Annotated in this window: 23 protein-coding genes and 2 pseudogenes; 11 read left to right on the top strand and 14 right to left on the bottom strand. The window is 72.2% G+C overall.

All coding sequences use genetic code 11. From position 1 onward, the window contains the following. Positions 1–68: 68 nt before the first annotated feature. Positions 69–1070: a Gfo/Idh/MocA family protein gene (locus ACGFZQ_RS29270; protein ID WP_393842869.1), complete on the bottom strand. Its 1002-nt coding sequence runs from the start codon at positions 1068–1070 to the stop codon at positions 69–71. A 132-nt stretch (positions 1071–1202) separates the two neighbouring features. On the opposite strand from ACGFZQ_RS29270, the gene ACGFZQ_RS29275 reads away from it, so the two are divergent. From ACGFZQ_RS29275 to ACGFZQ_RS29290, 4 genes are all read left to right on the top strand, one after another. Continuing rightward, positions 1203–2546, top strand: coding sequence for a multidrug effflux MFS transporter (locus ACGFZQ_RS29275; RefSeq protein WP_393842870.1), 1344 nt, complete (start codon positions 1203–1205; stop codon positions 2544–2546). Continuing rightward, positions 2486–3685 carry a serine hydrolase domain-containing protein gene (locus ACGFZQ_RS29280; RefSeq protein WP_351731937.1) on the top strand — a complete coding sequence of 400 codons (1200 nt, stop codon included), beginning with the start codon at positions 2486–2488 and terminating at the stop codon, positions 3683–3685. The genes ACGFZQ_RS29275 and ACGFZQ_RS29280 overlap by 61 nt, the downstream gene beginning before the upstream one ends. 55 nt (positions 3686–3740) lie before the next feature. Further along, positions 3741–4733, top strand: a complete 993-nt coding sequence (locus ACGFZQ_RS29285; protein WP_393842871.1) for a small ribosomal subunit Rsm22 family protein — start codon at positions 3741–3743, stop codon at positions 4731–4733. Positions 4734–4830: 97 nt separating this feature from the next. Then, complete coding sequence (locus ACGFZQ_RS29290) at positions 4831–5574, top strand: bifunctional DNA primase/polymerase (RefSeq protein ID WP_393842872.1); 744 nt, start codon at positions 4831–4833, stop codon at positions 5572–5574. Between the two features lie 173 nt (positions 5575–5747). Here the strand turns inward: ACGFZQ_RS29290 and ACGFZQ_RS29295 are convergent, their stop codons facing one another. The 6 genes and pseudogenes from ACGFZQ_RS29295 to ACGFZQ_RS29320 all read right to left on the bottom strand — a co-directional run. Further along, positions 5748–6758: a hypothetical protein gene (locus ACGFZQ_RS29295; protein ID WP_393842873.1), complete on the bottom strand. Its 1011-nt coding sequence runs from the start codon at positions 6756–6758 to the stop codon at positions 5748–5750. After that, positions 6697–7590, bottom strand: coding sequence for an iron uptake transporter permease EfeU (gene efeU / locus ACGFZQ_RS29300; protein WP_393842874.1), 894 nt, complete (start codon positions 7588–7590; stop codon positions 6697–6699). The genes ACGFZQ_RS29295 and efeU overlap by 62 nt, the downstream gene beginning before the upstream one ends. 3 nt (positions 7591–7593) lie before the next feature. Beyond that, the gene (gene efeB, locus ACGFZQ_RS29305; RefSeq protein WP_393842875.1) at positions 7594–8847 is read right to left on the bottom strand and encodes an iron uptake transporter deferrochelatase/peroxidase subunit; all 1254 of its coding nucleotides are present in this window, start codon (positions 8845–8847) and stop codon (positions 7594–7596) included. A 10-nt stretch (positions 8848–8857) separates the two neighbouring features. Next, positions 8858–9994 carry an iron uptake system protein EfeO gene (gene efeO / locus ACGFZQ_RS29310; RefSeq protein ID WP_393842876.1) on the bottom strand — a complete coding sequence of 379 codons (1137 nt, stop codon included), beginning with the start codon at positions 9992–9994 and terminating at the stop codon, positions 8858–8860. A gap of 162 nt (positions 9995–10156) precedes the next feature. Further along, positions 10157–11031 (bottom strand): annotated as a pseudogene (locus ACGFZQ_RS29315) (heme ABC transporter ATP-binding protein). After that, positions 11028–11138, bottom strand: a pseudogene (locus ACGFZQ_RS29320) (iron chelate uptake ABC transporter family permease subunit); the annotation flags it as partial. The pseudogenes ACGFZQ_RS29320 and ACGFZQ_RS29315, both read right to left, overlap by 4 nt. Positions 11139–11430: 292 nt before the next feature. Between ACGFZQ_RS29320 and ACGFZQ_RS29325 the strand changes: the two are divergent. Next, entirely contained in the window at positions 11431–12141 is a 711-nt protein-coding gene (locus ACGFZQ_RS29325; protein ID WP_393842877.1) for a PhzF family phenazine biosynthesis protein, read from the top strand. On the opposite strand, the gene ACGFZQ_RS29330 is transcribed toward ACGFZQ_RS29325, so the two are convergent. From ACGFZQ_RS29330 to ACGFZQ_RS29340, 3 genes are all read right to left on the bottom strand, one after another. Further along, positions 12131–12313: a hypothetical protein gene (locus tag ACGFZQ_RS29330; RefSeq protein WP_351731959.1), complete on the bottom strand. Its 183-nt coding sequence runs from the start codon at positions 12311–12313 to the stop codon at positions 12131–12133. The two genes, ACGFZQ_RS29325 and ACGFZQ_RS29330, sit on opposite strands and share 11 nt — an antisense overlap. 80 nt (positions 12314–12393) lie before the next feature. Beyond that, entirely contained in the window at positions 12394–13122 is a 729-nt protein-coding gene (npdG, locus tag ACGFZQ_RS29335) for an NADPH-dependent F420 reductase (RefSeq protein WP_393842878.1), read from the bottom strand. Between the two features lie 37 nt (positions 13123–13159). Beyond that, positions 13160–14239 (bottom strand): exo-alpha-sialidase, encoded by a 1080-nt coding sequence (locus tag ACGFZQ_RS29340; protein WP_393842879.1) that lies wholly within the window; start codon positions 14237–14239, stop codon positions 13160–13162. Between the two features lie 80 nt (positions 14240–14319). On the opposite strand from ACGFZQ_RS29340, the gene ACGFZQ_RS29345 reads away from it, so the two are divergent. Both ACGFZQ_RS29345 and ACGFZQ_RS29350 read left to right on the top strand, forming a co-directional pair. Further along, positions 14320–14922 carry a hypothetical protein gene (locus tag ACGFZQ_RS29345; protein WP_351731967.1) on the top strand — a complete coding sequence of 201 codons (603 nt, stop codon included), beginning with the start codon at positions 14320–14322 and terminating at the stop codon, positions 14920–14922. Positions 14923–15007: 85 nt separating this feature from the next. Then, a complete protein-coding gene (locus ACGFZQ_RS29350) occupies positions 15008–16276 on the top strand; it encodes an MFS transporter (RefSeq protein ID WP_393842880.1) in 1269 nt (422 codons plus the stop codon). On the opposite strand, the gene ACGFZQ_RS29355 is transcribed toward ACGFZQ_RS29350, so the two are convergent. Further along, positions 16277–16510: a hypothetical protein gene (locus tag ACGFZQ_RS29355; RefSeq protein WP_351731972.1), complete on the bottom strand. Its 234-nt coding sequence runs from the start codon at positions 16508–16510 to the stop codon at positions 16277–16279. A 58-nt stretch (positions 16511–16568) separates the two neighbouring features. Between ACGFZQ_RS29355 and map the strand changes: the two genes are divergently transcribed. Together map and ACGFZQ_RS29365 are read left to right on the top strand one after the other, a co-directional pair. Continuing rightward, a complete protein-coding gene (gene map, locus ACGFZQ_RS29360) occupies positions 16569–17426 on the top strand; it encodes a type I methionyl aminopeptidase (RefSeq protein ID WP_393842881.1) in 858 nt (285 codons plus the stop codon). A gap of 156 nt (positions 17427–17582) precedes the next feature. Continuing rightward, positions 17583–18230 carry a heme oxygenase (biliverdin-producing) gene (locus ACGFZQ_RS29365; RefSeq protein ID WP_393842882.1) on the top strand — a complete coding sequence of 216 codons (648 nt, stop codon included), beginning with the start codon at positions 17583–17585 and terminating at the stop codon, positions 18228–18230. A gap of 28 nt (positions 18231–18258) precedes the next feature. On the opposite strand, the gene ACGFZQ_RS29370 is transcribed toward ACGFZQ_RS29365, so the two are convergent. Then, entirely contained in the window at positions 18259–19059 is an 801-nt protein-coding gene (locus ACGFZQ_RS29370; protein ID WP_393842883.1) for a site-2 protease family protein, read from the bottom strand. A gap of 139 nt (positions 19060–19198) precedes the next feature. On the opposite strand from ACGFZQ_RS29370, the gene ACGFZQ_RS29375 reads away from it, so the two are divergent. Together ACGFZQ_RS29375 and ACGFZQ_RS29380 are read left to right on the top strand one after the other, a co-directional pair. Continuing rightward, positions 19199–19744 carry a Uma2 family endonuclease gene (locus ACGFZQ_RS29375; protein ID WP_393842884.1) on the top strand — a complete coding sequence of 182 codons (546 nt, stop codon included), beginning with the start codon at positions 19199–19201 and terminating at the stop codon, positions 19742–19744. Positions 19745–19779: 35 nt separating this feature from the next. Beyond that, complete coding sequence (locus ACGFZQ_RS29380; RefSeq protein ID WP_393842885.1) at positions 19780–23046, top strand: BTAD domain-containing putative transcriptional regulator; 3267 nt, start codon at positions 19780–19782, stop codon at positions 23044–23046. A 19-nt stretch (positions 23047–23065) separates the two neighbouring features. Here the strand turns inward: ACGFZQ_RS29380 and ACGFZQ_RS29385 are convergent, their stop codons facing one another. Both ACGFZQ_RS29385 and ACGFZQ_RS29390 read right to left on the bottom strand, forming a co-directional pair. Beyond that, on the bottom strand, positions 23066–23899 hold the full coding sequence (locus tag ACGFZQ_RS29385; protein ID WP_382526189.1) for an ABC transporter permease: 834 nt from the start codon (positions 23897–23899) through the stop codon (positions 23066–23068). Continuing rightward, a complete protein-coding gene (locus ACGFZQ_RS29390) occupies positions 23896–24903 on the bottom strand; it encodes an ATP-binding cassette domain-containing protein (RefSeq protein ID WP_351731989.1) in 1008 nt (335 codons plus the stop codon). Before ACGFZQ_RS29390 ends, ACGFZQ_RS29385 begins: the two co-directional genes overlap by 4 nt. Between the last annotated feature and the right edge of the window lie 75 nt (positions 24904–24978).

A 24978-nucleotide genomic window follows, 5' to 3' on the forward strand; every position in this document is an offset into this window, starting at 1 on the left:
GCGGCGCGCGTCGTGGCTGGTCGCGCCCACGCGGCGGAGCCGCATGTCGGATACCGCCCCGCGCCCCTTCAGGGCGCTTCGCCCGCGTAGCGGACGCCGATCAGCTCCCGGAGGGTGTCCAGGGTGCGCATGACCGCCAGGGTGCCGTCGAGCGGGACGAGCGGGGACTCCTTCTCGCCGGCCCGCAGGGCGCGCATGACCTCCCGGGCCTCGTGGCGGAGCGTGTTGCGCGGGCCGTCGGCCGGGTCCAGGGCGAACTCCTCGGGGTCGCGGCCGTCGCGGTGCAGGACGAAGCGCTCGGGGTTGAAGAAGCCGTCCGGGATGTCGATCCGGCCCCGGGAGCCGGTGACCGAGGCGGTGGTGCCGGTGCCGCCCACGATGGAGCAGTGCACCGCCGCGAGAGCACCGCTCTCCCAGGAGAGCAGCGCAGCCGTCTGGAGATCGACGCCCTCGTCCGAGAGCACCGCTCGCGCCGACAGCCCGTCCGGCTCGCCGAGCAGCAGATGCGCGAACGACACCGGGTACACCCCCAGGTCCAGCAGCGCGCCCCCGCCCAGCGCCGGGTCCCGCAGCCGGTGCGCCGGCGGGAACGGCCCTTCCAGCCCGAAGTCCGCCTGTACGGTCCGTACCTCGCCTATCGCGCCGTCCAGGACCAGCGCCTTGAGCCGCCGCACCAGCGGGTTGCAGTACATCCACATCGCCTCCATCAGGAAGCGGTCGTGCTTCTTCGCCAGCGTGACCAGTTCCCCGGCCTCGCGGGCGTCGATCGTGAACGCCTTCTCGCACAGCACGTTCCGCCCCGCCTCCAGGCACAGCCCGGCGGCCACCCGGTGTGCCGAGTGCGGAGTGGCGACGTACACGACATCGATGTCCTCGTCCCGGGCCAGCGACTCCCAGTCGCCGTACGCCCGCCCGATCCCGAACCGCTCCGCGAACGCCTCCGCCGACCCCGCGGACCGCGAGGCCACCGCCGCGATCTCCGCGTCCGGCAGATCCACCAGGTCCGCCGCGAACGCGGCCGCGATCCCGCCGGTCGCCAGGATCCCCCACCGCACACTCTGCTCAGCCATCCCGGCCGCCCCACCCTCGCTCATGTGTTTCCAGGCAGTCCCTACGAGCTGAGAGCATAGGCGGCGGACATCGGGGTCCACCAAGGCAGGGACTCGGCGAACGCGCGACTTCAGGAGAGAGCGAGGGGGCACATGCCCGAGCAGCCGGCACCGCCGACATCGGACACCCAGGACACCGCCGCACCCGCACCCGTATCCGCACCCCGTGGGCCCGGCACCCCCGCCTCCACCTCCACCCCCGCCGCCCGCCGGGCCGGCCTGCTGCTGGTGCTGGTCCTCGGCGCGCTCACCGCGACGCCGCCGCTGGCGATGGACATGTACCTCCCGTCGCTGCCGGAGGTCACCCGCACCCTGCACGCCCCCGCCGCGACCGTCCAGCTCACCCTCACCGCCTGCCTCGCCGGCATGGCCCTCGGCCAGCTGGTCGTCGGCCCGATGAGCGACCGCTGGGGCCGCCGCCGCCCGCTGCTGGCCGGCCTCGCCGTCTACGTCGCCGCCACCGCCCTGTGCGCCCTCGCGCCGAACGTCGAGACCCTGGTCGCCTTCCGCCTCGCCCAGGGCCTCGCGGGCGCGGCCGGCATAGTCATCGCCCGGGCCGTCGTACGCGACCTCTACGACGGGGTCGCGATGGCCCGCTTCTTCTCCACCCTGATGCTGGTCTCCGGGGTGGCCCCGATCGTCGCCCCGCTGATCGGCGGGCAGATCCTGCGGGTGACGGACTGGCGGGGCGTGTTCGTCGTCCTGACGGTCGTCGGCGCGGTCCTCGCCACGGTGGTGTGGGCGAAGCTCCCGGAGACCCTGGCGGCCGCCGACCGGCACGCCGGGGGAGCGGCCGCCGCCGTACGCGCCATGCGCGCCCTGCTCGCCGACCTCCCCTTCACCGGCTACATGCTCGCGGGCGGCTTCGCCTTCGCCGCGCTCTTCGCCTACATAAGTGCCTCGCCCTTCGTGATCCAGGAGATCTACGGCGCCTCCCCGCAGACCTTCAGCCTGCTCTTCGGGCTCAACTCGGTCGGGCTGGTGATCGCCGGGCAGGTCAACGGCAAGGTGCTGGTCGGCCGGGTCAGTCTGGACAAGGTGCTGGGCGCGGGCCTGGCCGTGACCGTGCTCGCCTCGACCGCCCTGCTCCTCATGTCGACCGGGGTCTTCGGCCCGGTCGGCCTCGCCCCCGTCGCCACCGCCCTGTTCGTGCTGATGTCCGCGATGGGCTTCGCCCTCCCCAACGCCCAGTCCCTCGCCCTGCTGCGCACCCGGCACACCGCCGGATCGGCGTCCGCGCTGCTCGGGACCTCCTCCTTCCTGGTGGGCGCGGTCGCCTCGCCGCTGGTCGGGATCGCCGGAGAGAGAACCGCCGTGCCCATGGCGATCGTCCAACTGGCGGGGACACTGGTGGCACTGGCCTGCTTCGTGGGAATGTGCCGTCCCTGGACAGCGCGTGGGAACACACGTGCGGTGTTGGAGGGAGCAGAGAGCTGAGCGTACCGAGACTGCGCGTCGAGACACCGGAACGGGCCGGGCTCGACCCCGCGGAACTCAGGCACCTCGTGCGCGAAGTGCGCGCCCTGACCGCCGGTGAGCGACCCTGGGCGGCCGGGACCGTCGTGGTCGCCGGACGCGGTCCCGTGATCGCCGTGCAGCAGGCGGCCGGCTGGGCGGTGCGCTGGTCCGCGTACGACGCCGAGACCGACGCCGGTGTCGGACTGCCGCCCGCCGCACGGGTCCCGATGACCGTGGACACCCCCTTCGACCTGGCCTCCCTGACCAAACTCTTCACCGCGGTCGCCGCCGTGCAGCAACTGGAACGCGGCACCCTCGGCATTGACGCCCTGGTCGGCGCCTACCTCCCCGACTTCCGGGCGGCCGCCGTCCACCACATCACCGTCCGCCAGCTCCTCACCCACACCTCCGGCCTGCGCCCCGAACTCCCGCTCCACGACTGCCCCGACGACGCGGCCCGCCTCGACCTGCTCCGCGCCGAGGCCCCGAGCAGCGCCCCCGGCGCCTACCGCTACTCGGACCTCAACATGCTCCTCCTCCAGCACGTCCTGGAGCGCATCACCGGCCGCACCCTCGACGTCCTCGTCCGCGAGGGCATCACCCGCCCGCTCGGGATGACCGCCACCGACTTCGGCCCCTGCCCGGGCGCGGCGGCCACCGAGGACCAGCGGCGGCCGTGGGCCAAGGCGGACCGGGGCATGCTGCGGGGTGTCGTGCACGACGAGAACGCCTGGGCGCTGGGCGGGGTGGCCGGGCACGCGGGCCTGTTCTCCACGGCCCGGGACCTGGCCGTCTTCTGCCGGACGCTGCTGGCGGGCGGTGCGTACGGCCCGGCACGCATCCTCGGCCCCGACTTCGTGGACCTGCTGCTGGCCCCGCCCGGACTGGGGTTCCTGGTGGACCAGGCGTGGTTCATGGGCGAACTGGCGGGACGGGGCGCGGCCGGGCACACCGGGTTCACGGGGACGAGCCTGGTGCTGGACCGGGCGACGGACACGTTCCTGGTCCTGCTGGCCAACACCGTCCATCCACGGCGGCGGCCGGGCGACAGCGCCCCGAGAGCGGCGGCGGCGACCCGCCTGGCGCGGGCGGTGTTCCTCAGCCCGTCGGGGGTGTGAGGGCGGGTCCGCCGGGGAGGTGAGGGCGCGGGCCGGCCACCCCTACAATCTCCGGGTGAACCACCCCGCATCCCCGGCCGACCGGCTCCGTGCCACGCTCTCCGACCTTCTCGACGGCCTTCCCCCGAAGCAGGCCGCCGGCGCCGTCGAGCGGCTGATCGCCAGCTATCGGGGGGCCACCCCGACCGACGCGCCGATCCTGCGGGACCGGGCGGACGTGGTGGCCTACGCGGCGTACCGGATGCCGGCGACCTTCGAGGCGGTACGGGCGGCGCTGGCGGCGTTCGCCGACGCGGTGCCGGAGGGCTGGGCGCCGGGGAGCCATGTGGACGTCGGCGGCGGGACGGGCGCGGCGACCTGGGCGGTGACCGACACCTGGGCCGGGACACGGCCGGTGACGGTCCTCGACTGGGCCGAGCCGGCGCTGGCCCTCGGCCGGGAGATCGCCACGGCCAACCCGGAGCTGCGGGAGGCGGTGTGGCGGCGCTCTCGGATCGGAGCGGCGCTCACCATCGAGAGCACTGATCTGGTCACGGTGTCGTACGTCCTCAACGAACTCGACGAGGCCGCCCGCACCGCCCTCGTCGACGCCGCCGCGGCCGCCGCGCAGGCCGTCGTCATCGTGGAGGCCGGCACCCCGGCGGGCTACGCCCGGGTCATCGAGGCCCGCGACCGCCTGATCGCCGCCGGCTTCCGGGTCGCCGCGCCCTGCCCGCACAGCGCCGCCTGCCCGATCGTCCCCGGCACGGACTGGTGCCACTTCTCGGCCCGGGTCAGCCGCTCCTCCCTGCACCGCCAGGTCAAGGGCGGATCGCTGCCCTACGAGGACGAGAAGTTCAGCTATGTGGCGGCCACCCGCCTCCCGGCCGCCCCGGCGCCGGCCCGGGTGGTGCGGCGGCCGCAGATCCGCAAGGGTCAGGTCATCCTCGACCTGTGCGCGGCCGACGAACAGCTGCGCCGCACGACGATCACCAAACGCCACGGCGACCTGTACAAGGCGGCGCGGGACGCGGACTGGGGCGACGAGTGGCCGCCGCCTGGTTCGTGAAGGTCACGTCGCCGGGGTCGACCCTCGCGTACCCCCCTTCACGCCCAGATGGGACGATAAGGCATGCTGGCCGGACCACAGGGAGGCGAGGCGATACATGAGCGGGACGTTCGGCGGCCGTAGCGGCCGGCAGGGCAAGCTCTCCCAGTGGCTGCTCGGGCGGCGGCCCAAGGAAGCCGCCGCCACCGGTGACGCCGGCCGTGCGGCCCTGCTGCTCGCCGCCGCCGGGGCGGGCCTCCCGCTGGCCCCCGCCGCGCATCCCGCCCCCGGCTACGGCTGCTCCTGCGACCGCGTGGGCTGTCCCACCCCGGCCCGGCACCCGGTGTCGTTCGCGTGGCAGACGCAGTCCACCACCGACCGCGCCCAGATCGAGCGCTGGGCCCGGCACCAGCCGCAGGCCAACTTCATCACCGCGACCGGGATGACGCACGACGTCCTGGACGTCCCCCTGGAGGTCGGCAGGCAGGCGCTGGAGCGGCTGCTCGCGAACGGCGTCGAGGTCGGCCCGGTCGCCGAGAGCGACGACGGCCGCATGCTGTTCTTCACCCTCACCCGCGGCACCCCGGAGGACGAGGACGAGTGGTGGCCGTGCGAGCTGGACTGCCACCCCGAGACCATGGACGAGCACCCGGGCCTGCGCTGGCACTGCCGGGGGTCGTACGTCCTCGTACCGCCCGCCCGGCTGCCCGGTGACGGCGACCGGCGGGTGCGCTGGGTGCGTGGCCCCGAGCACCCGCTGCCCGACCCGCTGACCCTCCTGGAGATCCTCACCGACGCCGGCGCCCGGCACGCCGACGAGGAGCCCGACCAGGTGGGCACCGCCTGGCCGGTCCGCCGCTAGGTCCTGTCGTCAAATTCCCGTCGTCCGCCCGGAGGGCGGGCCCCGCGGCGTCAGGTGCGTGCTCTCGGCGTGCCGGGCCCTGAGCCTCGTACTGGACGTACTTGGGTCAGGGCCCGGTGCGGCGAGAGTGCGTGCATGGCGTCGCGGGGCAGACGGGAATTTGACGACAGGGCCTAGGAACCCTCCGCGGAGGTCAGACCCTGGATGCGGCCCAGGATCGAGACCTTTCCGGTGCCCGCCGGGTCCAGGGCGACCTGGTTGGAGACGAACTCCATGGTCAGCGACTGCTTGATCTCGCCCTTGGTGAGGGCCTTCACGTCCTGGTTCGGCGTCGGCAGCGAAGTGCCCGCGGCCGCGGTCTCCTTGGCGTAGTAGCGGGTGGTGAAGAACACCATCGCGCCGCCGTCGGTGGTGCGCAGTGCGAGCGGCGCGTAGTCGCCGTTGGTCAGCGGCTCGTCGATGTACTGGGTCGCGAGGCCCGGCTTGGTCGACTTCCTGCGGTCCGTGCGCCAGCCGCTGGTGTGCGCGCCGTCCGCGAAGACGGCGCCGCCGCTCTTCAGGTACGTGGCGTAGTCCTGGCTCAAGTCGGCTGGACTGGCGGTCAGTTGGGCGCTGTTCGCCGGGACCGCCTCGGCCCAGCCGTCCTTGTCGGTCGTGAACTTCGGTACGGCGTCCGGCGCGACCAGCGTCAGATACGCCACCTGGAACGGCTCGGAGAGGCTGTCGCGGGTGAAGACCAGCAGCCAGCGGTCGTCGCCGCCCTTGTTGCCGTGCGCGTCGGCGAGGAACCAGCGCGGCCAGCCGGCCTTCTTGGGGATGGTGTAGGTGACGTCGTCGAACTCCAGTGGCGAGTGGCCGGAGTTGCCGCTCGGGCTGTTGACGTGCCCGGCCTTCAGGCGCGCGGAGTCGATGTCGGCGAGGGCGCCGGTCGTGTAGTCGGCGTCCAGGGAGCCGTCGTAGGCCTCGTCGGCCTTGTTGTAGGCATCCGTGAACTGCTTCAGCGCCTTGGCGGCCTCGGCGCGGGTGGTGGTGGGGAGCACCTCGCGTTCCCCGTGCACCACCACGCATCCGCTCGCCGTCAGCGACATAGCGGTCAACGAGACCGCGATGAGCGCGTTCCGATCACGCCTGCGGAGTCTGCGGAGCCGCCGAGGGCCGCGCTCCCTGGTCGTCAGGTGCGTCATCAGGTGCCTTCACCTTCCCCTTCCCGGAGCCGAACCCTACCGGGGCGAAGAAGAGTACGAGAGTCGGGACCAGGTACAGCAGCCACACCGTGACCTGGAGCACGGTCGGGTCGGGCTGGAAGTTGAAGACGCCCTTGAGGAGGGTGCCGTACCAGCTGTCCGGCGGGATGGTGCCGCTGATGTCGAAGGCCTGGTTGGTCAGGCCCGGGATCCAGTCGGCCTCCTGGAGGTCGTGGAAGCCGTACGCCAGCACGCCGGCGGCGACCACGACCAGCATGCCGCCGGTCCAGGTGAAGAACTTGGCGAGGTTGATCCGCAGGGCGCCGCGGTAGAACAGCCAGCCGAGCAGGACCGCGGTGGCCAGGCCCAGGGCGACGCCGATCAGGGGGCGCGGGGTGCCGTCGCTGGCCGCGTGCACGGACGCCCACACGAACAGGGCGGTCTCGAGTCCCTCGCGGCCCACGGCCAGGAACGCGGTGGCGACCAGTGCGCCCGTGCCCATCGCGAGGGCCGCGTCCAGCCTGCCGTGCAGCTCCGCCTTGAGGTGCCGGGCGGTGCGCCGCATCCAGAACACCATCCACGTCACCAGTCCGACCGCGACGATGGACAGGGACCCGCCGAGCGCCTCCTGGGCCTGGAACGTCAGCTCCTGGGAGCCGAATTCGAGCGCGCAGCCGAAGCCCATGGCGATCAGCACCGCCACGGCGATGCCGATCCAGATCGGCCGCAGGGCGTCCCTGCGCTCGGTCTTGACCAGGTAGGCGATGAGGATGCAGACGACGAGCGAGGCCTCAAGGCCTTCGCGCAGCCCGATCAGGTAGTTGGAGAACACGGCTCACGCCCCCTTGGCGGACTCGGAGAACAGCGTCCGGCCCCACCAGTCGTCCTTGTCCCGGACGCCGGGCGGGACCGCGAAGACCGCCGAACCCACGTGCTGGATGTACTCGTTGAGAGCGTCGGACGCCGACAGCCTGCGCTGCAGCGGGATGAACCCCTTGCGCACGTCACGCTGGTAGGCCAGGAAGAACAGCCCCGCGTCGAGCCGCCCGAGTCCGTCCGTGCCGTCGGTGAACGAATAGCCCCGGCGCAGGATGGTGATCCCGTCGTTGGAGTCGGGGTGTGCGAGCCGCACATGGGCGTCCGGCTTCATCGCCTTCAGGAACGGCGCGTCGTGCTCCTTGGCCTTGCCGACCGGGGCTCCTTCGCCCTTGTCCCGGCCGAAGACGTCCTCCTGCTCCTGGAGCGAGGTCCGGTCCCAGGTCTCGATGTTCATCCGGATGCGCCGGGCGACGAGATACGACCCGCCGCTCATCCACGCGGGACCGTCGCCGTCGCCCACCCACACGAACTTCTTCAGCCGGTCGGTCTCGGTGCCCGCGATGTTGCGGGTGCCGTCCTTGAACCCCATGAGGTTGCGCGGGGTCTGGGCGTCCGGTGTGGTCGAGGACGTCTTGCCGAAGCCGAGCTGGGACCAGCGGATGGCGACCTTGCCGAAGCCGATCCGGGCGAGGTTGCGGATGGCGTGCACGGCGACCTGGGGGTCGTCGGCGCAGGCCTGGACGCACAGGTCGCCGCCGGTGCGGGCGGAGTCGAAGTTGTCGCCAGGGAACTGCGGCAGGTCGACCAGGGCGGCCGGGCGGCTGTCCGCCAGCCCGAACTTCTCGAAGAACGACGGCCCGAAGCCGATCGTCAGCGTCAGCCGGGACGGCTTCAGCCCGAGCGCCTCGCCGGTGTCGTCCGGGGGTGCCTCGGCGAGCCCGCCGTAGGCGCCGTCGCCGATCGCCTTCCCGGCGGTCAGCCGCTGGGCCGCGGCCGTCCAGTCCTTCAGCAGTTGGACGAACTCGGCCCGGTCCTCGGTCTTCACGTCGAACGCGGCGAAGTGCAGCCGGTCCTGGACGGGGGTGGCGATACCGGCCTGGTGGGCGCCGTGGAACTCCACCGCGCCACCGGCGTCGGCGGCGGCCGGGTCCATGTCGTCGCCGGCCTCGGTCATCGCCACCGCGCCCCCGGCCACGGCGGCGCCGAGCGCGAGCCCGGCCCCGCCCCAGCCGATGAGCGCGCGCCGCGACGGATTGGTTTTCTCGGCCATGTCCCGCCCCTTACTTGATGACGGCCGCGGCGAGCTTGGACAGCGGCTCCGCGAGGGCGTTGACCGCGTCGGACAGCTCCTTGCGCTGGGCCTTGGTGACCTTGTCGTACGACACGAAGCCGTCCGAGGTCGAGGTCGTGCGGTACTTGTCGAGCAGCGTGTTCAGCGCGGTGAACTGCTTGTCCAGCTCGGTGGTCAGGGCCGCGTCGTTCTTCTGGGCGACCGGCTTGAGCAGCTCGTACGCCTTCTGCGCGCCGTCGACGTTGGCCTTGAAGTCGCTGAGGTCGGTGTGCGAGTAGAGGTCCTCCTCACCGGTGATCTTGCCGGTGGCGACCTCGTCGAGGAGTTCCTTGGCGCCGTTGGCCATGGAGGTCGGGGTGATCTCGGCCTTGCCGACCCGCTTCTGCCAGTCATTCAGGTCGGTGAGCAGCTCGTCGGCGAGGGTCTTCTGCGCGGCGCCGATCTTCTTGTCCTGCCACAGCGCCTTCTCCAGCGCGTGCCAGCCGGTCCACTTCTGGCCCTTCTCCAGGCCGTCGGCGCGGGTGTCCGTCTTGGGGTCGATGTCCCCGAAGGACTCGGCGATCGGCTCGGTGGTCTCCCAGCCGACGCGGGAGGGGGCGTAGGCGCTCTTGGCGGCCTCTATGTTCCCCGCCTTGATGGCGTTGACGAACGTCTCCACCTTCGGGATCGTCGCGTCGGCCTGCTCCTGCGCGTACTCGCGGTAGTCGGCGACGGCCTTGTCGAGCGCCGGGTTGCGCTTGGCGACGGCGCCGGAGCCGGTGACGGTCAGCTTCTGCCGGACCCCGTGCCCCTTCATCCCCGGCCGGCAGGCAATTTCGTACGACCCCTGCTTCACCTCGGCGGTGAGCGTGTACTTGGTCCCCGGGCCGATGTTCTCCTTCTCCGAGACGATCCGGTCGTCCGGGAAGAGGATCTCGACCTCGGTGGCCTTGGAGCCCTTGTTCTCGATGGCGAGCGTGACGTGTCCGGCCGGCACGGACTTGGCCGACGTCTCGCACTTGGCGTCGGCGGCGGTGACCTGGATCGCGTCACTCCCCTTGGCGTCGCTCTTCGCCGTGCAGGCCGAGAGGGCGGTCAGAGCTGCCGCGGTGGCGGCGGCGGTGACGGTGAGTCGGACGGCACGCATGCAGGCTCCAAGCGGGGGAGGTGTGGTGAGGCTGGCCTAACTTACATGAGGCTTACCTCACTGATACCCATCCGGGCCGGGATTGACCAGACACAGAAAGATCACAGATACGGCTTGATATCGGCGGCCCAAAACTGACACCAAAAGATGGTCAAGGAAAGGTCAAGGAAGCCGTTTCGGTCCTACGACGACCGCGCCCGTCCGCGGATGCGGCAACACCTCGACCGGGTGCCGTACACCTCCGACAGCAGCCGCTCCTCGAACACGTCGGCGAGTGGGCCGTCGGCGACGATCCGGCCGGCCCGGAGGATCGCGACGCGGTGCGCGTAGGCGGCGGCGAGAGCGAGGTCGTGCAACACGACGACGACCGCGTCTCCGGCGGCCGCCCGCTCCCGGCAGAGCCGCAACACCAGTTCCTGGTGCTTGAGATCGAGCGCGGCGGTCGGTTCGTCGAGCAGCAGCAGCGGCGCGTGCTGGGCCAGCACCCGGGCGAGCGCGACCCGCGCCCGCTCCCCGCCGCTCAGCGCGGAGAACGGCCGTGCGGCGAACTCCGTCACCTCGGCGACCGCCATCGCCCCGGCGACCGCGAGTTCGTCCTCCTCCGGGGTGGCGGTGGCATGCGGCGCCCGTCCCATCCGGACGACGTCCGCCACGGTGAACGGGAAGGACAGCGCGGCCGCCTGGGGCAGCACGGCCCGCCGCAGGGCGAGCTCACCCGCGGACCACGCCTCGGCAGGCCGCCCGAAGACCCGCACGACCCCGTCGCCGGCCGGTACGTCAACGGCGAGCGCCCCCAGCAGAGTCGACTTCCCGGCCCCGTTGGGCCCGACCAGCGCGACCACCTCCCCGGCCCGGGCAACCAGATCGACACCGACGAGAACAGACCGAGCCCCGAGCCGAACACAACCGACGCCGCCGCGCCGAAAAAAGAGGTGCCGGCGACACCCAAGGGGCGCGGGGAACTGCGCGACAAGCCACGACGGCGCCGCAGCCGGCCAAGTGCCCGTCGGAGTCGGTCGGGCAGTCGGGTGGCTCATGCCCAACCCCCCTGCCGGCGCCGGTTTCTCCGGAGGAGCCAGAAGAAGAACGGGCTTCCGAGCAGGGCCGTCAGGACGCCCAGGGGGAGTTCGGCGGGGGACGCGACCAGCGGACGCCTCCGGCACGGCGAGCGGCGGCGTCACCGGCTCGACCACCGGTGGCACCGGTGGTACCGGCGGCAGCCTCGCCGCCACCGGCTCGGCCCTCCCGGCCGCCGCCCTCGGCACGGCGGCCGCGGTCACCGTGGCGGCGGGCGCGGGCGTGGTGTTCGCGATACGCAGGCGCCGTACCGAGGCGTGATCCCCGTCGGCGGCGGCCGGGCGTCCCCTGTCGGCGGCGGCCGGGCGTCCGCCGCGTCTGGGACGACCCGGCCGCCGCCGCAGTGCTTCAATGCCGGAGTGACTGATTACGACGTGCTGCGTGTCTTCTGCGCGGCGAACGGCGGCTACGGCAAAGAGCTCGGGGTCGTCCGCGACGGCTCGGTGCTGCCCGCGCCGGAGGACCGGCAGGCGCTGGCCGCGAAGCTCGGGTTCAGCGAGACCGTGTTCGTCGACGACCCCGAGCGCGGGGTCATCGACATCTACACCCCCACCCTGCGGCTGCCCTTCGCCGGGCACCCCTGCGTCGGCACCGCCTGGCTGCTGGACGTGCCCGAACTGGTCACACCGGCCGGTGTGGTCGGCGCCCGGCTGGACGGGGAGTTCAGCTGGATCGAGGCGCTCCCCGAGTGGGCCCCGCCGCGCACCCTGCGCCAGTACGCCACGGCCGCCGAGGTGGACGCGCTGCCGGTGCCGGAGCCCGGGGAGCGAAGCGAGACGGGGGTCCCCCCGGACGAAGTCTGGGGGAGGATCTACGCCTGGGCGTGGGAGGACGAGTCGGCCGGGCGGGTGCGGGCCCGCGCCTTTCCCGGGCGCGGCGACGGCATCGACGAGGACGAGGCGACCGGGGCGGCGGCGCTGCTGCTCACCGACCGGCTGGGCCGAGCCCTGAACATCACCCAGGGCAGGGGCTCGCAGATCCTCACGGCACCGCAGCCGTACGGCTGGGTGGAGATCGGCGGGCGGGTCCTCCTGGAGGGCGAGGAGAGGCAGCCCGGGATCAGCTGGTGACCGACGTGTCCTGCCGGCCGCGCCGCACGTAGTACCAGGTCATGTTCGACGACAGCCCCGTCAGCAGCACCCAGACGACACCGATAGGCCAGCTGCCCTGGACGAAGGAGACGACGGCGGCGACGACCGCGAGGACGCAGACGACCAGGGAGTAGAGGGCGAGGCGGGGCATGTCGGAATCGCTTTCGGATCGGTCGGCCGGGGGACACCGGTGGCAGCCACCAGTGTCCCCTATCCGCTCAGAGGATCCGCTCAGACGTCCGTGACGCGGAGCCCGGCGTGGGCCTTGTAGCGGCGGTTGACCGAGATCAGGTTCGCGACCAGGGACTCCACCTGGTGGGCGTTGCGCAGCCGCCCCGCGAAGATGCCCCGCATCCCCGGGATCCGCCCGGCCAGCGCCTGCACGATCTCCACGTCCGCGCGCGCCTCGCCCAGCACCATCACATCGGTGTCGATCTCCTCGACCTCCGGGTCCTGGAGCAGCACCGCCGACAGATGGTGGAAGGCCGCCGCGACCCGGGAGTCCGGCAGCAGCGCCGCGGCCTGCTCCGCCGCGCTGCCCTCCTCCGGCTTGAGCGCGTAGGCGCCCTTCTTGTCGAAGCCGAGCGGATTGACGCAGTCCACGACCAGCTTCCCCGCCAGTTCCGCGCGCAGCGACTCCAGCGTCTTGCCGTGCCCGTCCCACGGTACGGCGACGATCACGAGGTCACTGCGGCGCGCGCACTCGGCGTTGTCGGCGCCCTCGACACCGTGCCCGAGTTCGTCGGCGGCGGCCTGCGCGCGCTCGGCGGCCCGGGAGCCGATGATCACCTTCTGGCCGGCCCGGGCCAGCCGGTAGGCGAGGCCCTTGCCCTGCGGGCCGGTGCCGCCGAGTACACCCACGACCAGACCGGAGACGTCGGGCAGGTCCCAGGGATCCTTGGCGGGGGCCTTCTCGGCCGCCGCCCGCTGTGCACTGTCGGAAGTGTCGGAAGAGGTCATGGGCCGACTCTACGTCCGTGGCGGCGGCCGCACCCGGTCAGGTGAGCCGGTTCACGGGCACCCGGCGGAAGGTGATCGTCTCGTACGCGCCGAAGTCCCCGGTCTCGTACAGCAGTCCGACGGTGTCCTTGTCGATCCGGGTCAGGTCGGAGTACGCGGCGGGCAGGCCGTCGAGCGGGTGGACGGGGCGCCAGGTGGTACCGCCGTCGCCGGACGCACGGATCGTCATCAGCGCACGGGTGGCGGGGTCGGCGGGGCCCGAGTAGAGCAGCAGATCGGGGTCCCGCAGCTGGAGCACGGAGGCCTCGCAGACCGGCGCGGTGAGCCCGGCCTGCGGCCGGAACGGCTTCACCAGCGTCTTCCCGCCGTCCTTCGAGTGCGCGTCGGCCCGGTTGCCCGGCGACGGCGAGTCGTTGCGGGTGTTGAAGTAGACGCGCCCGTCCGGGAGTTCGGCGGCGGTGGTCTCGTTGACGTTGATGTAGTTGTTGGGGTTCTCGTCGACGTAGCCGAGGTACCAGGTCTCGCCCCGGTCGTCGCTGAGCAGGCAGTGGCCGCTGTTGTACCTGCCCTCGGTGCCGTTGTCGGTCCCGGTGGGCGGCACGGTGTGGTTCGCGGCCACGACGACCCGCCCGGTGCGCAGCTGGATGGCGTGCCCGGGGGTCGTGGCGTACCACCGCCACCCGGCCTTCTTCACCGTCTTGGTGATCTCCTTCGGAGCGGACCACGTCACCCCGTCGTCGTCGCTGTGCTGCACCCACACCCGCCGCCCGTCGGCGTCCGACACCTGCCCGCGCAGAATGGCGTCCTCGGTGGCGGAGGCGGCGCTGCGGACGTGGACGAGCAGGATCCGGCCGCTGTCCAGCACGACGGGGGCGGGGTTGCCGGCGAGGTCGCTGCCGTTGTTCGCGGCGACCTGGAGCGCCCCCCAGGTACGCCCCCCGTCGCCGGACCTCTTCAGCACCACGTCGATGTGCCCGTGGTCGGCACCGGAGTTGACCCGCCCCTCGCAGAAGGCGAGCACGGTGCCCGCCCGGGAGACCACCACGGCCGGAATCCGGAAACTGGCGTAGCCCTCGGTGCCCGCGCGAAAGGGAATGCTTGCTTCTACGTCGCTCATGGGCCGCCTTCTCCCCTTGTCGGGCGAATTCAGGGTGAACTCCGCGTCACGAGTGACCGATTGCGGCAGTATGCGGGGGCATGGACGCCGTACGGGTCGCGTTGCTGCGCGAAGTGCTCGCCGGGACCGAGTGGTTGGGGGCGACGCGCAGATTCGCGGGCGCGCTGCGGGGCTCGGTGGTGACGCACGGCGGCGGACTGCTGCTGCTCGGCACCCCGGAGTACGAGCCGTGGCATCTCGCCGCGCACCTGGTGGACGAGGCCGCGTGGTCCGGTACGCCGGAACTGGCGCCGACGCTGGTACGGCACGGGGCCCGCCCCACGGATCCGGCGCATCTCGCGGCCGGCCTCGGTCGTATCGAGGCGGCCCGCCGGGGGGAGACGCTGCTGGTGGTGGCGCCGGGCGACTCCTCGGAACCGCTCCTGGACCACGTCCACACCGCCCGCCGGGCCGGGGTGACGGTGCTGGCGCTGGCCGCCACGGCCGACGACGCGCTGACGGCGATGGCCCACGAGACCCTCACGGTGCCGGAGGGCGCGGAACTGGACCTGGACACGGTCCAGCACCTGGTCAGCGCGGCGACGGGGGAGAACGGCCCGTCCCCGAGAGCCCGCCGCCGCTTCCGCGACCGCCTGTCGAGGCTGGCCGAAACGGTGACGGCACCGCCGCCGACGCCTTGGTAACCCTCCGCCCGGCCACGCCCCTCGCACGCGGCTCCGCGCAAAAAGCGGTTGAGGCGGCGCCGGTGGGCGTTCAGCATGGCTCGGCGTGACCGTGCTTCCCGACCTCACCCCCTGGCGGGCCTCCGTCGACTTCCGTCGGCTGTGGGCCTCCGGCCTGATCAGCAACTTCGGGACCTTCCTGACGTTCGTCGCACTCCCGGTGCAGATCAAGGACCTCACCGGGAGCGCGGCCGCCGTAGGAGCCGTCGGCGCGGTGGAGCTGCTTCCGCTCATCCTCTTCGGCCTCTACGGCGGCGCCCTCGCCGACGCCCTCGACAAGCGTCTGCTCATCCTGTGGACCGAGGCAGGTCAGGGCCTGCTCAGCGCGGCCCTGCTGCTCAACGCCCTGCTGCCGCACCCGGCCGTCTGGCCGCTGTACGCCGTCGCCGCGCTCTCCTCCGCACTGGGCTCGGTCCAGCGCCCCGCCCTCGACTCGCTCTGGCCGAGGATCGTCGCCCACGACGACCTTCCGGCCGCGGCGGCCCTCAACTCGTTCCGCTGGACGGTCGGCGGCGTCGCAGGACCCGCCGTCGCCGGCCTGGTCGTGGCGTACGCGGGCCTCGGCTGGGCGTACGGCGCCGACCTCGTCACGTTCGCCGTCTCGGTCGTACTGATCCTGCCGATCGCCGCGTCCCCCGCCGCCCACGAGGCGGTGAAGCCCTCCCTCCGCTCCATCGCGGAGGGCGCCCGCTACGCCTGGTCCCGCAAGGAACTCCTCGGCACCTACGCCGTGGACCTCGCGGCGATGTTCCTGGCGATGCCGCTCGCCGTCCTGCCTTTCCTGGCCGACGAGTTGGACGCGAAGTGGTCCCTGGGGCTGATGTACGCGAGCATTCCGGCCGGGTCGCTGCTGGTGAGCCTGGTCAGCGGCTGGACCGGGCGGGTGCGCCGGCACGGGCGGATGGTGGTGCTGTCGGCCGCGCTGTGGGGCCTGGCGATCGCCGCCGCCGGCGCCGTGCGCGACGTATGGCTGGTCCTGCTCCTGCTGGCCGTCGCCGGCGGCTGCGACATGATCAGCGGGATCTTCCGGGGCGCCATGTGGAACCAGACGATCCCCGACGAGCTGCGCGGCCGGCTCGCCGGGATCGAGCTGCTGTCGTACTCCGTGGGCCCGACCCTCGGCCAGGTACGGGCCGGCGGCATGGCCGGATGGCTGGGCGTCCGGGCGTCCGTCGGCGTGGGCGGCCTGCTGTGCGCGGGCACGGTCGGCCTGCTGGCCCTGTGCCTGCCCGCCCTGATGGCGTACGACGCACGGACCAACGAGCACGCCGTACGGCTGCGCGCTCGGCGCACGGCCGCACCGACCCGGCTCTGATCAGCCCTCGTCCGAGGAGTCACCCGCCGGCGCGTCGTGCCACTTGGGATCGTTCTCCCACTGGAGGTTGCGTTCCCGGGCGATCTCCATCGCGTGCTCGGCCTCCTGCCGGGTGGCGTAGGGGCCGAACCGGTCCTTGGCAGGGCACTCGGGGCCCTCCTCGACCTTCTTGTGCTCCAGGCAGTAGTACCACTCGCCCGGCTTGCCGACGGTCCGCTTCTTGAACAGGGCCATGACCGGCTCCTTTCGCCTTCCACATGTTCCCGCATGCCCGCTGGTTAGACTCGCTGGCATGTCTGGCCAGTCGCTGCTCGTACCAGGGGAGCTCTCTCCCACCCGTTCGGTACCCGGAAACATCCGCCGCCCCGAGTACGTCGGCAAACCCGCGCCGACCCCGTACACCGGGCCCGAGGTGCAGACCCCGGAGACCATCGAGGCGATGCGGATCGCCGGCCGTATCGCCGCGCAGGCGATGGCGGAGGCCGCGAAGATCATCGCGCCGGGGGTGACCACGGACGAGCTGGACAAGGTCGCGCACACGTACATGTGCGACCACGGGGCCTACCCGTCCACGCTCGGCTACCGCGGCTTCCCCAAGTCCCTGTGCACCAGCCTCAACGAGGTCATCTGCCACGGCATTCCGGACTCGACCGTCCTCCAGGACGGTGACATCGTCAACCTGGACGTGACGGCGTACATCGGCGGGGTGCACGGCGACAACAACGCGACCTACCTGGTCGGGGACGTCGACGAGGAGAGCCGGCTGCTGGTGGAGCGGACCCGGGAGTCCCTCGACCGGGCGATCAAGGCGGTCCGGCCCGGCCGGCAGATCAACATCATCGGCCGGGTCATCGAGTCGTACGCCAAGCGCTTCGGGTACGGCGTGGTGCGGGACTTCACCGGCCACGGCATCAACTCGTCGTTCCACTCCGGGCTGATCATCCCGCACTACGACAGCCCGCAGGCGACGACCGTGATGCAGCCCGGGATGACCTTCACGATCGAGCCGATGCTGACGCTCGGGACGCACGAGTACGAGATGTGGGACGACGGCTGGACGGTCGTCACCAAGGACCGCAGGCGGACCGCGCAGTTCGAGCACACCCTGGTGGTGACCGACACCGGCGCGGAGATCCTCACCCTGCCGTAGCCCCGCTTCAGCCCCGCCGTTCCGCCGGGCCCGTCCTCCCCTCGGAGGGCGGGCCTTTTTCGGGTACGCTTTTACCGACAGCGTGTCGGTAACTTTACCGACGAGGCGTCGGCAAGGCATTGACTTAGGTAAGCCTTACCTTAGAGGATGTTGCCCATGGACTCCTTCTCGACACTCATCCGCAGCGCGTCCCATGAGCAGCACGTGGAGGTGGGGACCTCGACGTTCATGAGCGATCTGCTGGGCGGCCGGCTCGGCGTGCGGGCGTACACCCGCTACACCGAGCAACTGTGGTTCGTGTACGACGCGCTGGAGGGCGCGGCCGACCGGCTGGCGTCGGACCCGGTGGCCGGGCCGTTCGTCCGGCCCGAGCTGTTCCGGCTGACGGCGCTGGAGCGGGACCTCGCGCATCTGCGGGGGGCCGGGTGGCGGACGGGGCTCACGGCGCTGCCGGCCACCGAGGAGTACGCGGCCCGGGTACGGGAGTGCGCCGAGGCCTGGCCGGCCGGCTACATCGCCCACCACTACACCCGCTACCTCGGAGACCTCTCCGGCGGCCAGATCATCCGCGACCGCGCGGAGCGGACCTGGGGTTTCGAGAAGAAGGGCGACGGCGTCCGCTTCTACGTCTTCGAGGGCATCGCGAACCCCGCCGCCTTCAAGCGCGGTTACCGCGAACTCCTCGACGCGGTCGACGCCGACGACCTGGAGAGGCAGCGCATCGTCACCGAGTGCAAGCGCGCCTTCGCCCTCAACACGGCGGTGTTCCGGGAACTGGGCGAGGAGTTCCCGCTGACGGCGTGACGGCGTGACGGTGTCACGCCGCGCGGGCTCACTGGGCGATGGAGCAGTACTCGTTCGTCCCCTGCCAGAAGCGGTAGAGCTCCTGACCGCAGTACTGCGAGACGTCGTCCACACCCAGGCCGCGCAGCAGCGCGTCGATCACGTCGAAGAACGCGCTGTTGACCGACGGCACCCACAGCAGCGCGAACACGAAGAGCAGGCCGAACGGGGCGAACGGCTCCACCTGCCGCTTGATGTTGTACGACAGCCAGGGCTCGATCACGCCGTAGCCGTCCAGGCCCGGCACCGGCAGGAAGTTCAGGATCGCCGCCGTGACCTGGAGCAGGGCGAGGAAGGCGAGAGCGTAACGGAAGTCGCGCGGGACGCCGTCCAGGGAGTGCAGCCAGAACGGCGCGGTGCAGACGGCGGCGAAGACCACGTTCGTCAGCGGTCCCGCCGCCGAGATGAGGCTGTGCCGCCAGCGGCCGCGGATCCGGTTGCGCTCGATGAACACCGCACCGCCCGGCAGACCGATCCCACCCATGATCACGAACAGTACCGGGAGCACGATGCTCAGCAGGGCGTGGGTATAGGCGAGGGGATTGAGGCTCAGGTAGCCCTTCGCGCCCACGGTGATGTCACCGCTGTGCAGGGCGGTGCGCGCGTGCGCGTACTCGTGCAGGCAGAGCGACACGATCCAGGCCGCCGTCACGAACAGGAACACGGCGACCCCGGGCTGCTCGGCGAACCCGGACCAGGTCGCCCACCCGGTGACGGCGGTGACGGCCAGGATCCCGACGAAGACGGGACTGATCCGCCGGTCGCTGTGGCGGGTGGTGGTGGCGGTCATGGGGCGGGACTCCTGGGGCGCGTCGGTGACGGTGGCGTGCGGGGTCGACCGTACAGGTGACGTGAGAAGAACGTCATGCGGAGGGCTGTGGGTTCCTGGTAGTCGTTACGCTGATATCGAGTCGAACGAGGAGGCGCGCATGACGATCGCAGACGGATGGGTCGAACTGGTCCAGGACCAGATCGAGATCCCGCGCAGCGCGCGCCTTCGGCTGACGGAGAACGGCCTGACATTGGTACCGGTCACTCACGCGCACACCACGACGGCACGGCGGATCGCCAACCAGATCGAGACCGGGCTGCCCGGCTGGGCGGCCGTCGGAGAGTTCTCCGTCGTCCCGCCCCGGGAGGGGTACAAGCCCGAACCCGATGCCGCGGCGCTGCCTCTGGATCAGGTTCGCTCGGGCGACAGCGAGGTCAGCGAGAAGTTGCTGCCCTTCGTGGTCGAGGTCGTCTCCCCGGAGAGCCGCAACCGGGACTACAACACCAAGCCGGGCCACTATGCCCTGCGCGGTATCCCCGCCTACCTCATCGTTGACGTGCTCTCCGCTCGCTGGACCCTGCTCACCCGCCCTGAGAACGACGAGTACCAGCACAACGAGTCCGGCGTCTTCGGCGACCGGATCGAGATCCCCGTCGCCGACCAGACCCTCACCCTGGACTCCTCCCAGTTCATGCGCATCTGAAACCCCGAGGCGAGGTGCGGGCGTCCCCAGCGACAATGGACCCCGTGCGCTACCGGATTCTTGGCACCACCCAGGCCCTCCGCCCCGACGGCACGGCCGTCCCCGTGGGCGGTTCTCGGCTGCGTGCCCTGCTGACCGTGCTCGCGCTGCGGGCCGGACGCGGGGTGCCCGCCGGGCTGCTCGTCGACGAGGTGTGGGGCGACGAACCGCCCGCCGACGCGACCGGCGCCCTCCAGGCCCTGGTCGGCCGGCTGCGCCGGGCGCTCGGCGCGGACACGATCGAGTCCACCGACGGCGGCTACCGCCTCGCGGCCGCCCCCGACGACATCGACCTGCACCGCTTCGAGCGGCTCACCGGCGAAGCCCTGCGCGCGCTCGCCGACGGCGACCCCGCCAAGGCGGCGACCGTCCTCGACGACGCCCTCGCCCTGTGGCACGGCCCGGCCCTGGCCGACCTGCCCGACCGCACCGCCGAGGCGGCCCGCGTCGACGTCCGCCGCCTGGACGCGCTGCGCGCCCGCCACACCGCCGCCCTCGCCCTCGGCCACGCCGAACAGGCCCTGCCCGAGCTGACCGCCCTGTGCGACGCCCACCCCCTGGACGAGCCCCTCCAGACGCTGCGGCTGCGCGCCCTGCACAGCTGCGGCCGCACCGCCGAGGCGCTGGCCGCCCACGACGCCGTACGGCACCTCCTCGCCGACCGCCTCGGCTCCGACCCCGGGCCCGAACTGCGCGCCCTGCACGCCGAGTTGCTCGACCCGGCGGCGGAGCCCGAGGAGCCGTCCCGGCCCGGTAACCTGCGCGCCCGGCTCACCTCCTTCGTCGGACGCGAGGCCGACCTGGAGGTCATCCGGGGCGATCTCGCCGGCGCCCGCCTGGTCACCCTGCTCGGGCCCGGCGGGGCCGGCAAGACCCGGCTGTCCCAGGAGGCCGCCGAGACCGTGCGGACCGCCGCCCGGGACGGGGTGTGGCTGGCCGAGCTGGCCCCCGTCGACGACCCGGCCGACGTCCCCGAGGCCGTGCTCAGCGCGCTCGGCGCCCGCGAGACCGTGCTCTACGGCGCCGGCGCCGAGGGTATGCGGGCCGCCGCCGACCGGCACGACGACCCGGTCGAGCGGCTCGTCGACCACTGTTCCCGGCGCCGGATGCTGATCGTCCTCGACAACTGCGAGCACGTCGTCGACGCGGCGGCCGACCTGGCGGCACAGCTGCTGGAGCGCTGCCCGGACCTGACGATCCTCGCCACCAGCCGCGAACCCCTCGGCGTCCCGGGGGAGTTGCTGCGCCCGGTGGAGCCGCTGCCCGAGCCGGTGGCGCTGCGGCTGTTCGCCGACCGGGGCGGTGCGGCCCGGCCCGGCTTCACGGTCGACGCCGACGAGGAGACCGCGGCGGCCAGCGCCGAGATCTGCCGCCGCCTGGACGGACTGCCGCTCGCCATCGAGCTGGCCGCCGCCCGGCTGCGGATGCTCACGCCCCGCCAGATAGCCGACCGGCTCGACGACCGGTTCCGCCTGCTGACCTCCGGCAGCCGTACCGTGCTGCCCCGCCAGCAGACCCTGCGCGCGGTCGTCGACTGGTCCTGGGACCTGCTCGACGCGGCCGAACGGGACGTCCTCGGCCGGCTCTCGGTCTTCGCGGGCGGCTGCGACCTGGCCGCCGCCGAGGCGGTCTGCGGTCCCGCCGCCCTCGACGCCCTCGCCTCCCTGGTCGACAAGTCCCTGGTCGTCGCCGCCCCTTCGGCCGGGCAGGAGATGCGCTACCGGCTCCTGGAGACCGTCGCCGAGTACGCCGGCGCCCGCCTCGACGAGAGCGGCGGGCGCGCCGCGGCCGCGCGCGCCCATCTGACGTACTACCGCGAACTCGCCCGCACCACCGACCCGTTGCTGCGCGGCTCCGGCCAGCGTGCCGCCGTGGCCCGGCTGGAGCTGGAGTACGAGAACCTGCGCACCGCCATCCGCCACGCCATCGCCGCCAAGGACGAGCAGGAGGCGCTGTGCCTGGCCCACTCCCTGGTCTGGTACTGGCAGTTGCGTGACAAGCGGGTCGAGACCCGCACCTGGTGCGCCGACATCATGGCCCTCGGCCCGGACCCCTTCGCCGAGCCGGTCCGCCGTGCCGAACCGGTGTGGCAGCGCGTGCACGACACCCCGCCGCCGTACACCGGGGAAGTCCTCGTCGAGGCCCGGCGTGGCATCCATCTGGCCCATCTGGCCTGTATGGACACCGAGTTGGAGGTCTGGCAGACCCCGGCCGCACAGGCCAAGATGCGCGCCGTCGTCCAGGCCTACGAGCCCGGCCAGCCGCAGACCTGCCGGGCCCCCGGCATGTTCTGGTTCTTCGCGGTGATGCTGACCGGCGGCCTGGAGCAGCTGCGCACCATCGTCGACGCCGGCGTCGAGACCAGCCGTCGTACGCCCGGCTACGAGTGGGAACTCGCCGGCGCCCTCCAGCTGCGCGCCAACGTGTTCGCCAACTTCGCCACCTCGGCCGGTGCCGCCACCCGCGACGCCGACGAGGCCCTGGAGATCTTCCGGCGCCTTGGGGACGACTGGGGCACCGCCGAGGCCTTCTCCGCGCGCGCCGAGTCCCGGGAACGCATGGGGGAGTACCGGGCGGCCGCCGCCGACTACGAGGCCGCCATCGAGTGCGCCGAACGGCTCGACGCCCGCACCCAGGTCGCCGTGCTCAACGCCCGCCTCGGCATGGCGCTGCTCGAACTGGGTGAGATCGAGCGCGGTGAACGGCTGCTTCGCGAGGTCATCGCCGACCACGACAGCAGCCACAACGAGGCGATGCCCGCCGCGCGGCTCTTCCTCACCGTGTGGCTGCTGCTGACCGACCGGATCGCCGAGGCCCGCGAGCAACTCCGGCTGCTGCGCGCCCAGTTCAAGATCTCCCACTTCGTCGTGTTCGACGCCATGATCCTCATCCAGGAGGCCTGGGTGGACGCCCTCGACGGCCTCCACGCGGACGCCCTGGCCAAGCTGCGCGAGGCGATATCCCACGCCGACGACCCGCTGTCCCAGGCCGTCACCCCGCACTCCGGCTCCTCCAGCCTGACCGTCGCCGCCTTCGCCCTGGCCGGGATGGACGACGGCGCCCGCGCCCAGGACGCCGCCCGCTGTCTGGGCGCCGCCGAAGCACTGCAGCCGCCCGGCCATGTCCCCTCCGGTATCGAACGCAGGCTGCGCGCCCGCGCCGAGGACCGGGTCCGCGCCGCGCTCGGCGACGCCGCCGCCTACGAGGCCGCATACGCCGAGGGCGGCGGCCTCTCCCTCGTGGAGGCCACCGCCCTGCTCTGATCCGGGCTGCCGGACGACGTCAGCTCTTGGTGCGGAACTTGTGGATCGCGTACGGTGCCGCCACCGCCGTGATCCCCACCGACCAGGCCAGCGTGATCCACAGGTCGTGGGCGACCGGGCCGCCGATCATCAGTCCGCGGGCCGCGTCGGCGAGCGTGGACAGCGGGTTGTAGTCGGTGAAGGCCTGCAGCCAGCCCGGCATCGACTGCGTCGGCGCGAAGATCGACGAGCCGAACTGCAGCGGGAACAGCACCAGGAACCCCATCGCCTGCACGGACTGCGCGCTCTTCAGGATCACGCCGAGGGTGAGGAACACCCACATGATCGAGGAGGCGAACACCGCGGACAGGCCCACGGCGGCGAACAGTCCGGCCCAGTGGGTGATGTGGAACCCGACCAGCACGGCGACGACCATCAGCACGGCGGTAGCGAACAGCATCCGCACCAGCTCGACGGAGATCTTCGCGAACAGCACCGAGCCGCGCCCGATCGGCAGCGACCGGAACCGGTCCATCACACCGGAGTTGAAGTCCTGGCTGAACCCGGTGCCGACGCCCTGCGAGAGCGTCATGCTCATCATCGCGATCATGCCCGGGATGACGTACTGGACGTAGCCGTCCTGGCCGCCGCCGAGGGCCTGCCCGATCGAGCCGCCGAAGACGTACACGAACAGCAGCGTGAAGACGACCGGCATCAGCAGGGCGTCGAACATGGACTCCGGGTCCTGCCGGATCCACAGCAGGTTGCGGCGGATCAGGGCCCCGGTGTGCCGCAGGTGGCCGCGCAGCGGGATCCGGGCGTCGGCGGCGCCCGGGACGGGGGTGACGGCCGGGGTGGTGGTGACGGCGCTCATACGGCGACCTCCTCGCGGTCGTCGGCGGGCGTGGCGTCCTGCGGGGCACTGGCACGGTGGCCGGTGAGGGACAGGAAGACCTCGTCCAGGCTGGGCAGTTCGGTGACGATGGAGCTGATGGTGATACCGCGGGCGGTGACGGCGCCGACCACGGCGGTCAGCTGCTCGTCGCTGAGGATCGGCACCAGCAGGGTGCCCCGCTCGGCGTCCACGGTGGTGGTGGCGAGCCCGGTGATCCCCAGCTCGTCGATCATGGTGGCGAGCGGCCGCACCTGGAGCGGGTCGACCGGCTGCACACGCAGCGTCCGCCCGCCGACCTTGGCCTTCAGCTCCTCCACCTTGCCGCCGGCGATGACCTTCCCGCGGTCCACGACGGTCAGCTCGGAGGCGAGCTGCTCGGCCTCCTCCATGTACTGGGTGGTCAGCAGCACGGTCACGCCCTCGCCGACCATCGCCTTGACCTCGTCCCACACCTCGTTGCGGGTGCGCGGGTCGAGACCGGTGGTCGGCTCGTCCAGGAAGAGCACCTGGGGGTGCCCGATCATGGAGGCGGCGAGGTCCAGCCGGCGGCGCATGCCGCCGGAGTAGGTGCTTGCCGGGCGCTTGGCGGCGTCGGTCAGCGAGAACCGCTCCAGCAGCTGGTCGGCCCGGGCCCGGGCGTCCTTGCGGGACAGGTCGAGCAGCCGCCCGATCATGTAGAGGTTCTCCCAGCCTGGCAGCTTCTCGTCGACCGAGGCATACTGCCCGGTCAGTCCGATCACCCGGCGCAGCTGGCGGGGCTGGCGCAGGACGTCGTAGCCGGCGACGGTCGCCTGCCCGGCGTCGGGTTTCAGCAGGGTGGACAGAATCCGGACAATGGTCGTCTTGCCGGCCCCGTTCGGCCCGAGGACACCCATCACGGTGCCCTCGCGGACGTCCAGATCAACTCCGTCGAGAGCCTTGGTGTCGCCGTAGTGCTTCACCAGCCCCCGGACGGTCACGGCGGTGTTGTCGATTCGCGTCATGGGAAGAACCGTGCCAGGCCCCACCGACAAACCACCGACAGGCCGCCGACACCCGCGTACGTCCTGCCGACAACC

Origin of the sequence: Streptomyces sp. NPDC048254 (assembly GCF_043201895.1) — a bacterium.
Taxonomy (GTDB): domain Bacteria; phylum Actinomycetota; class Actinomycetes; order Streptomycetales; family Streptomycetaceae; genus Streptomyces.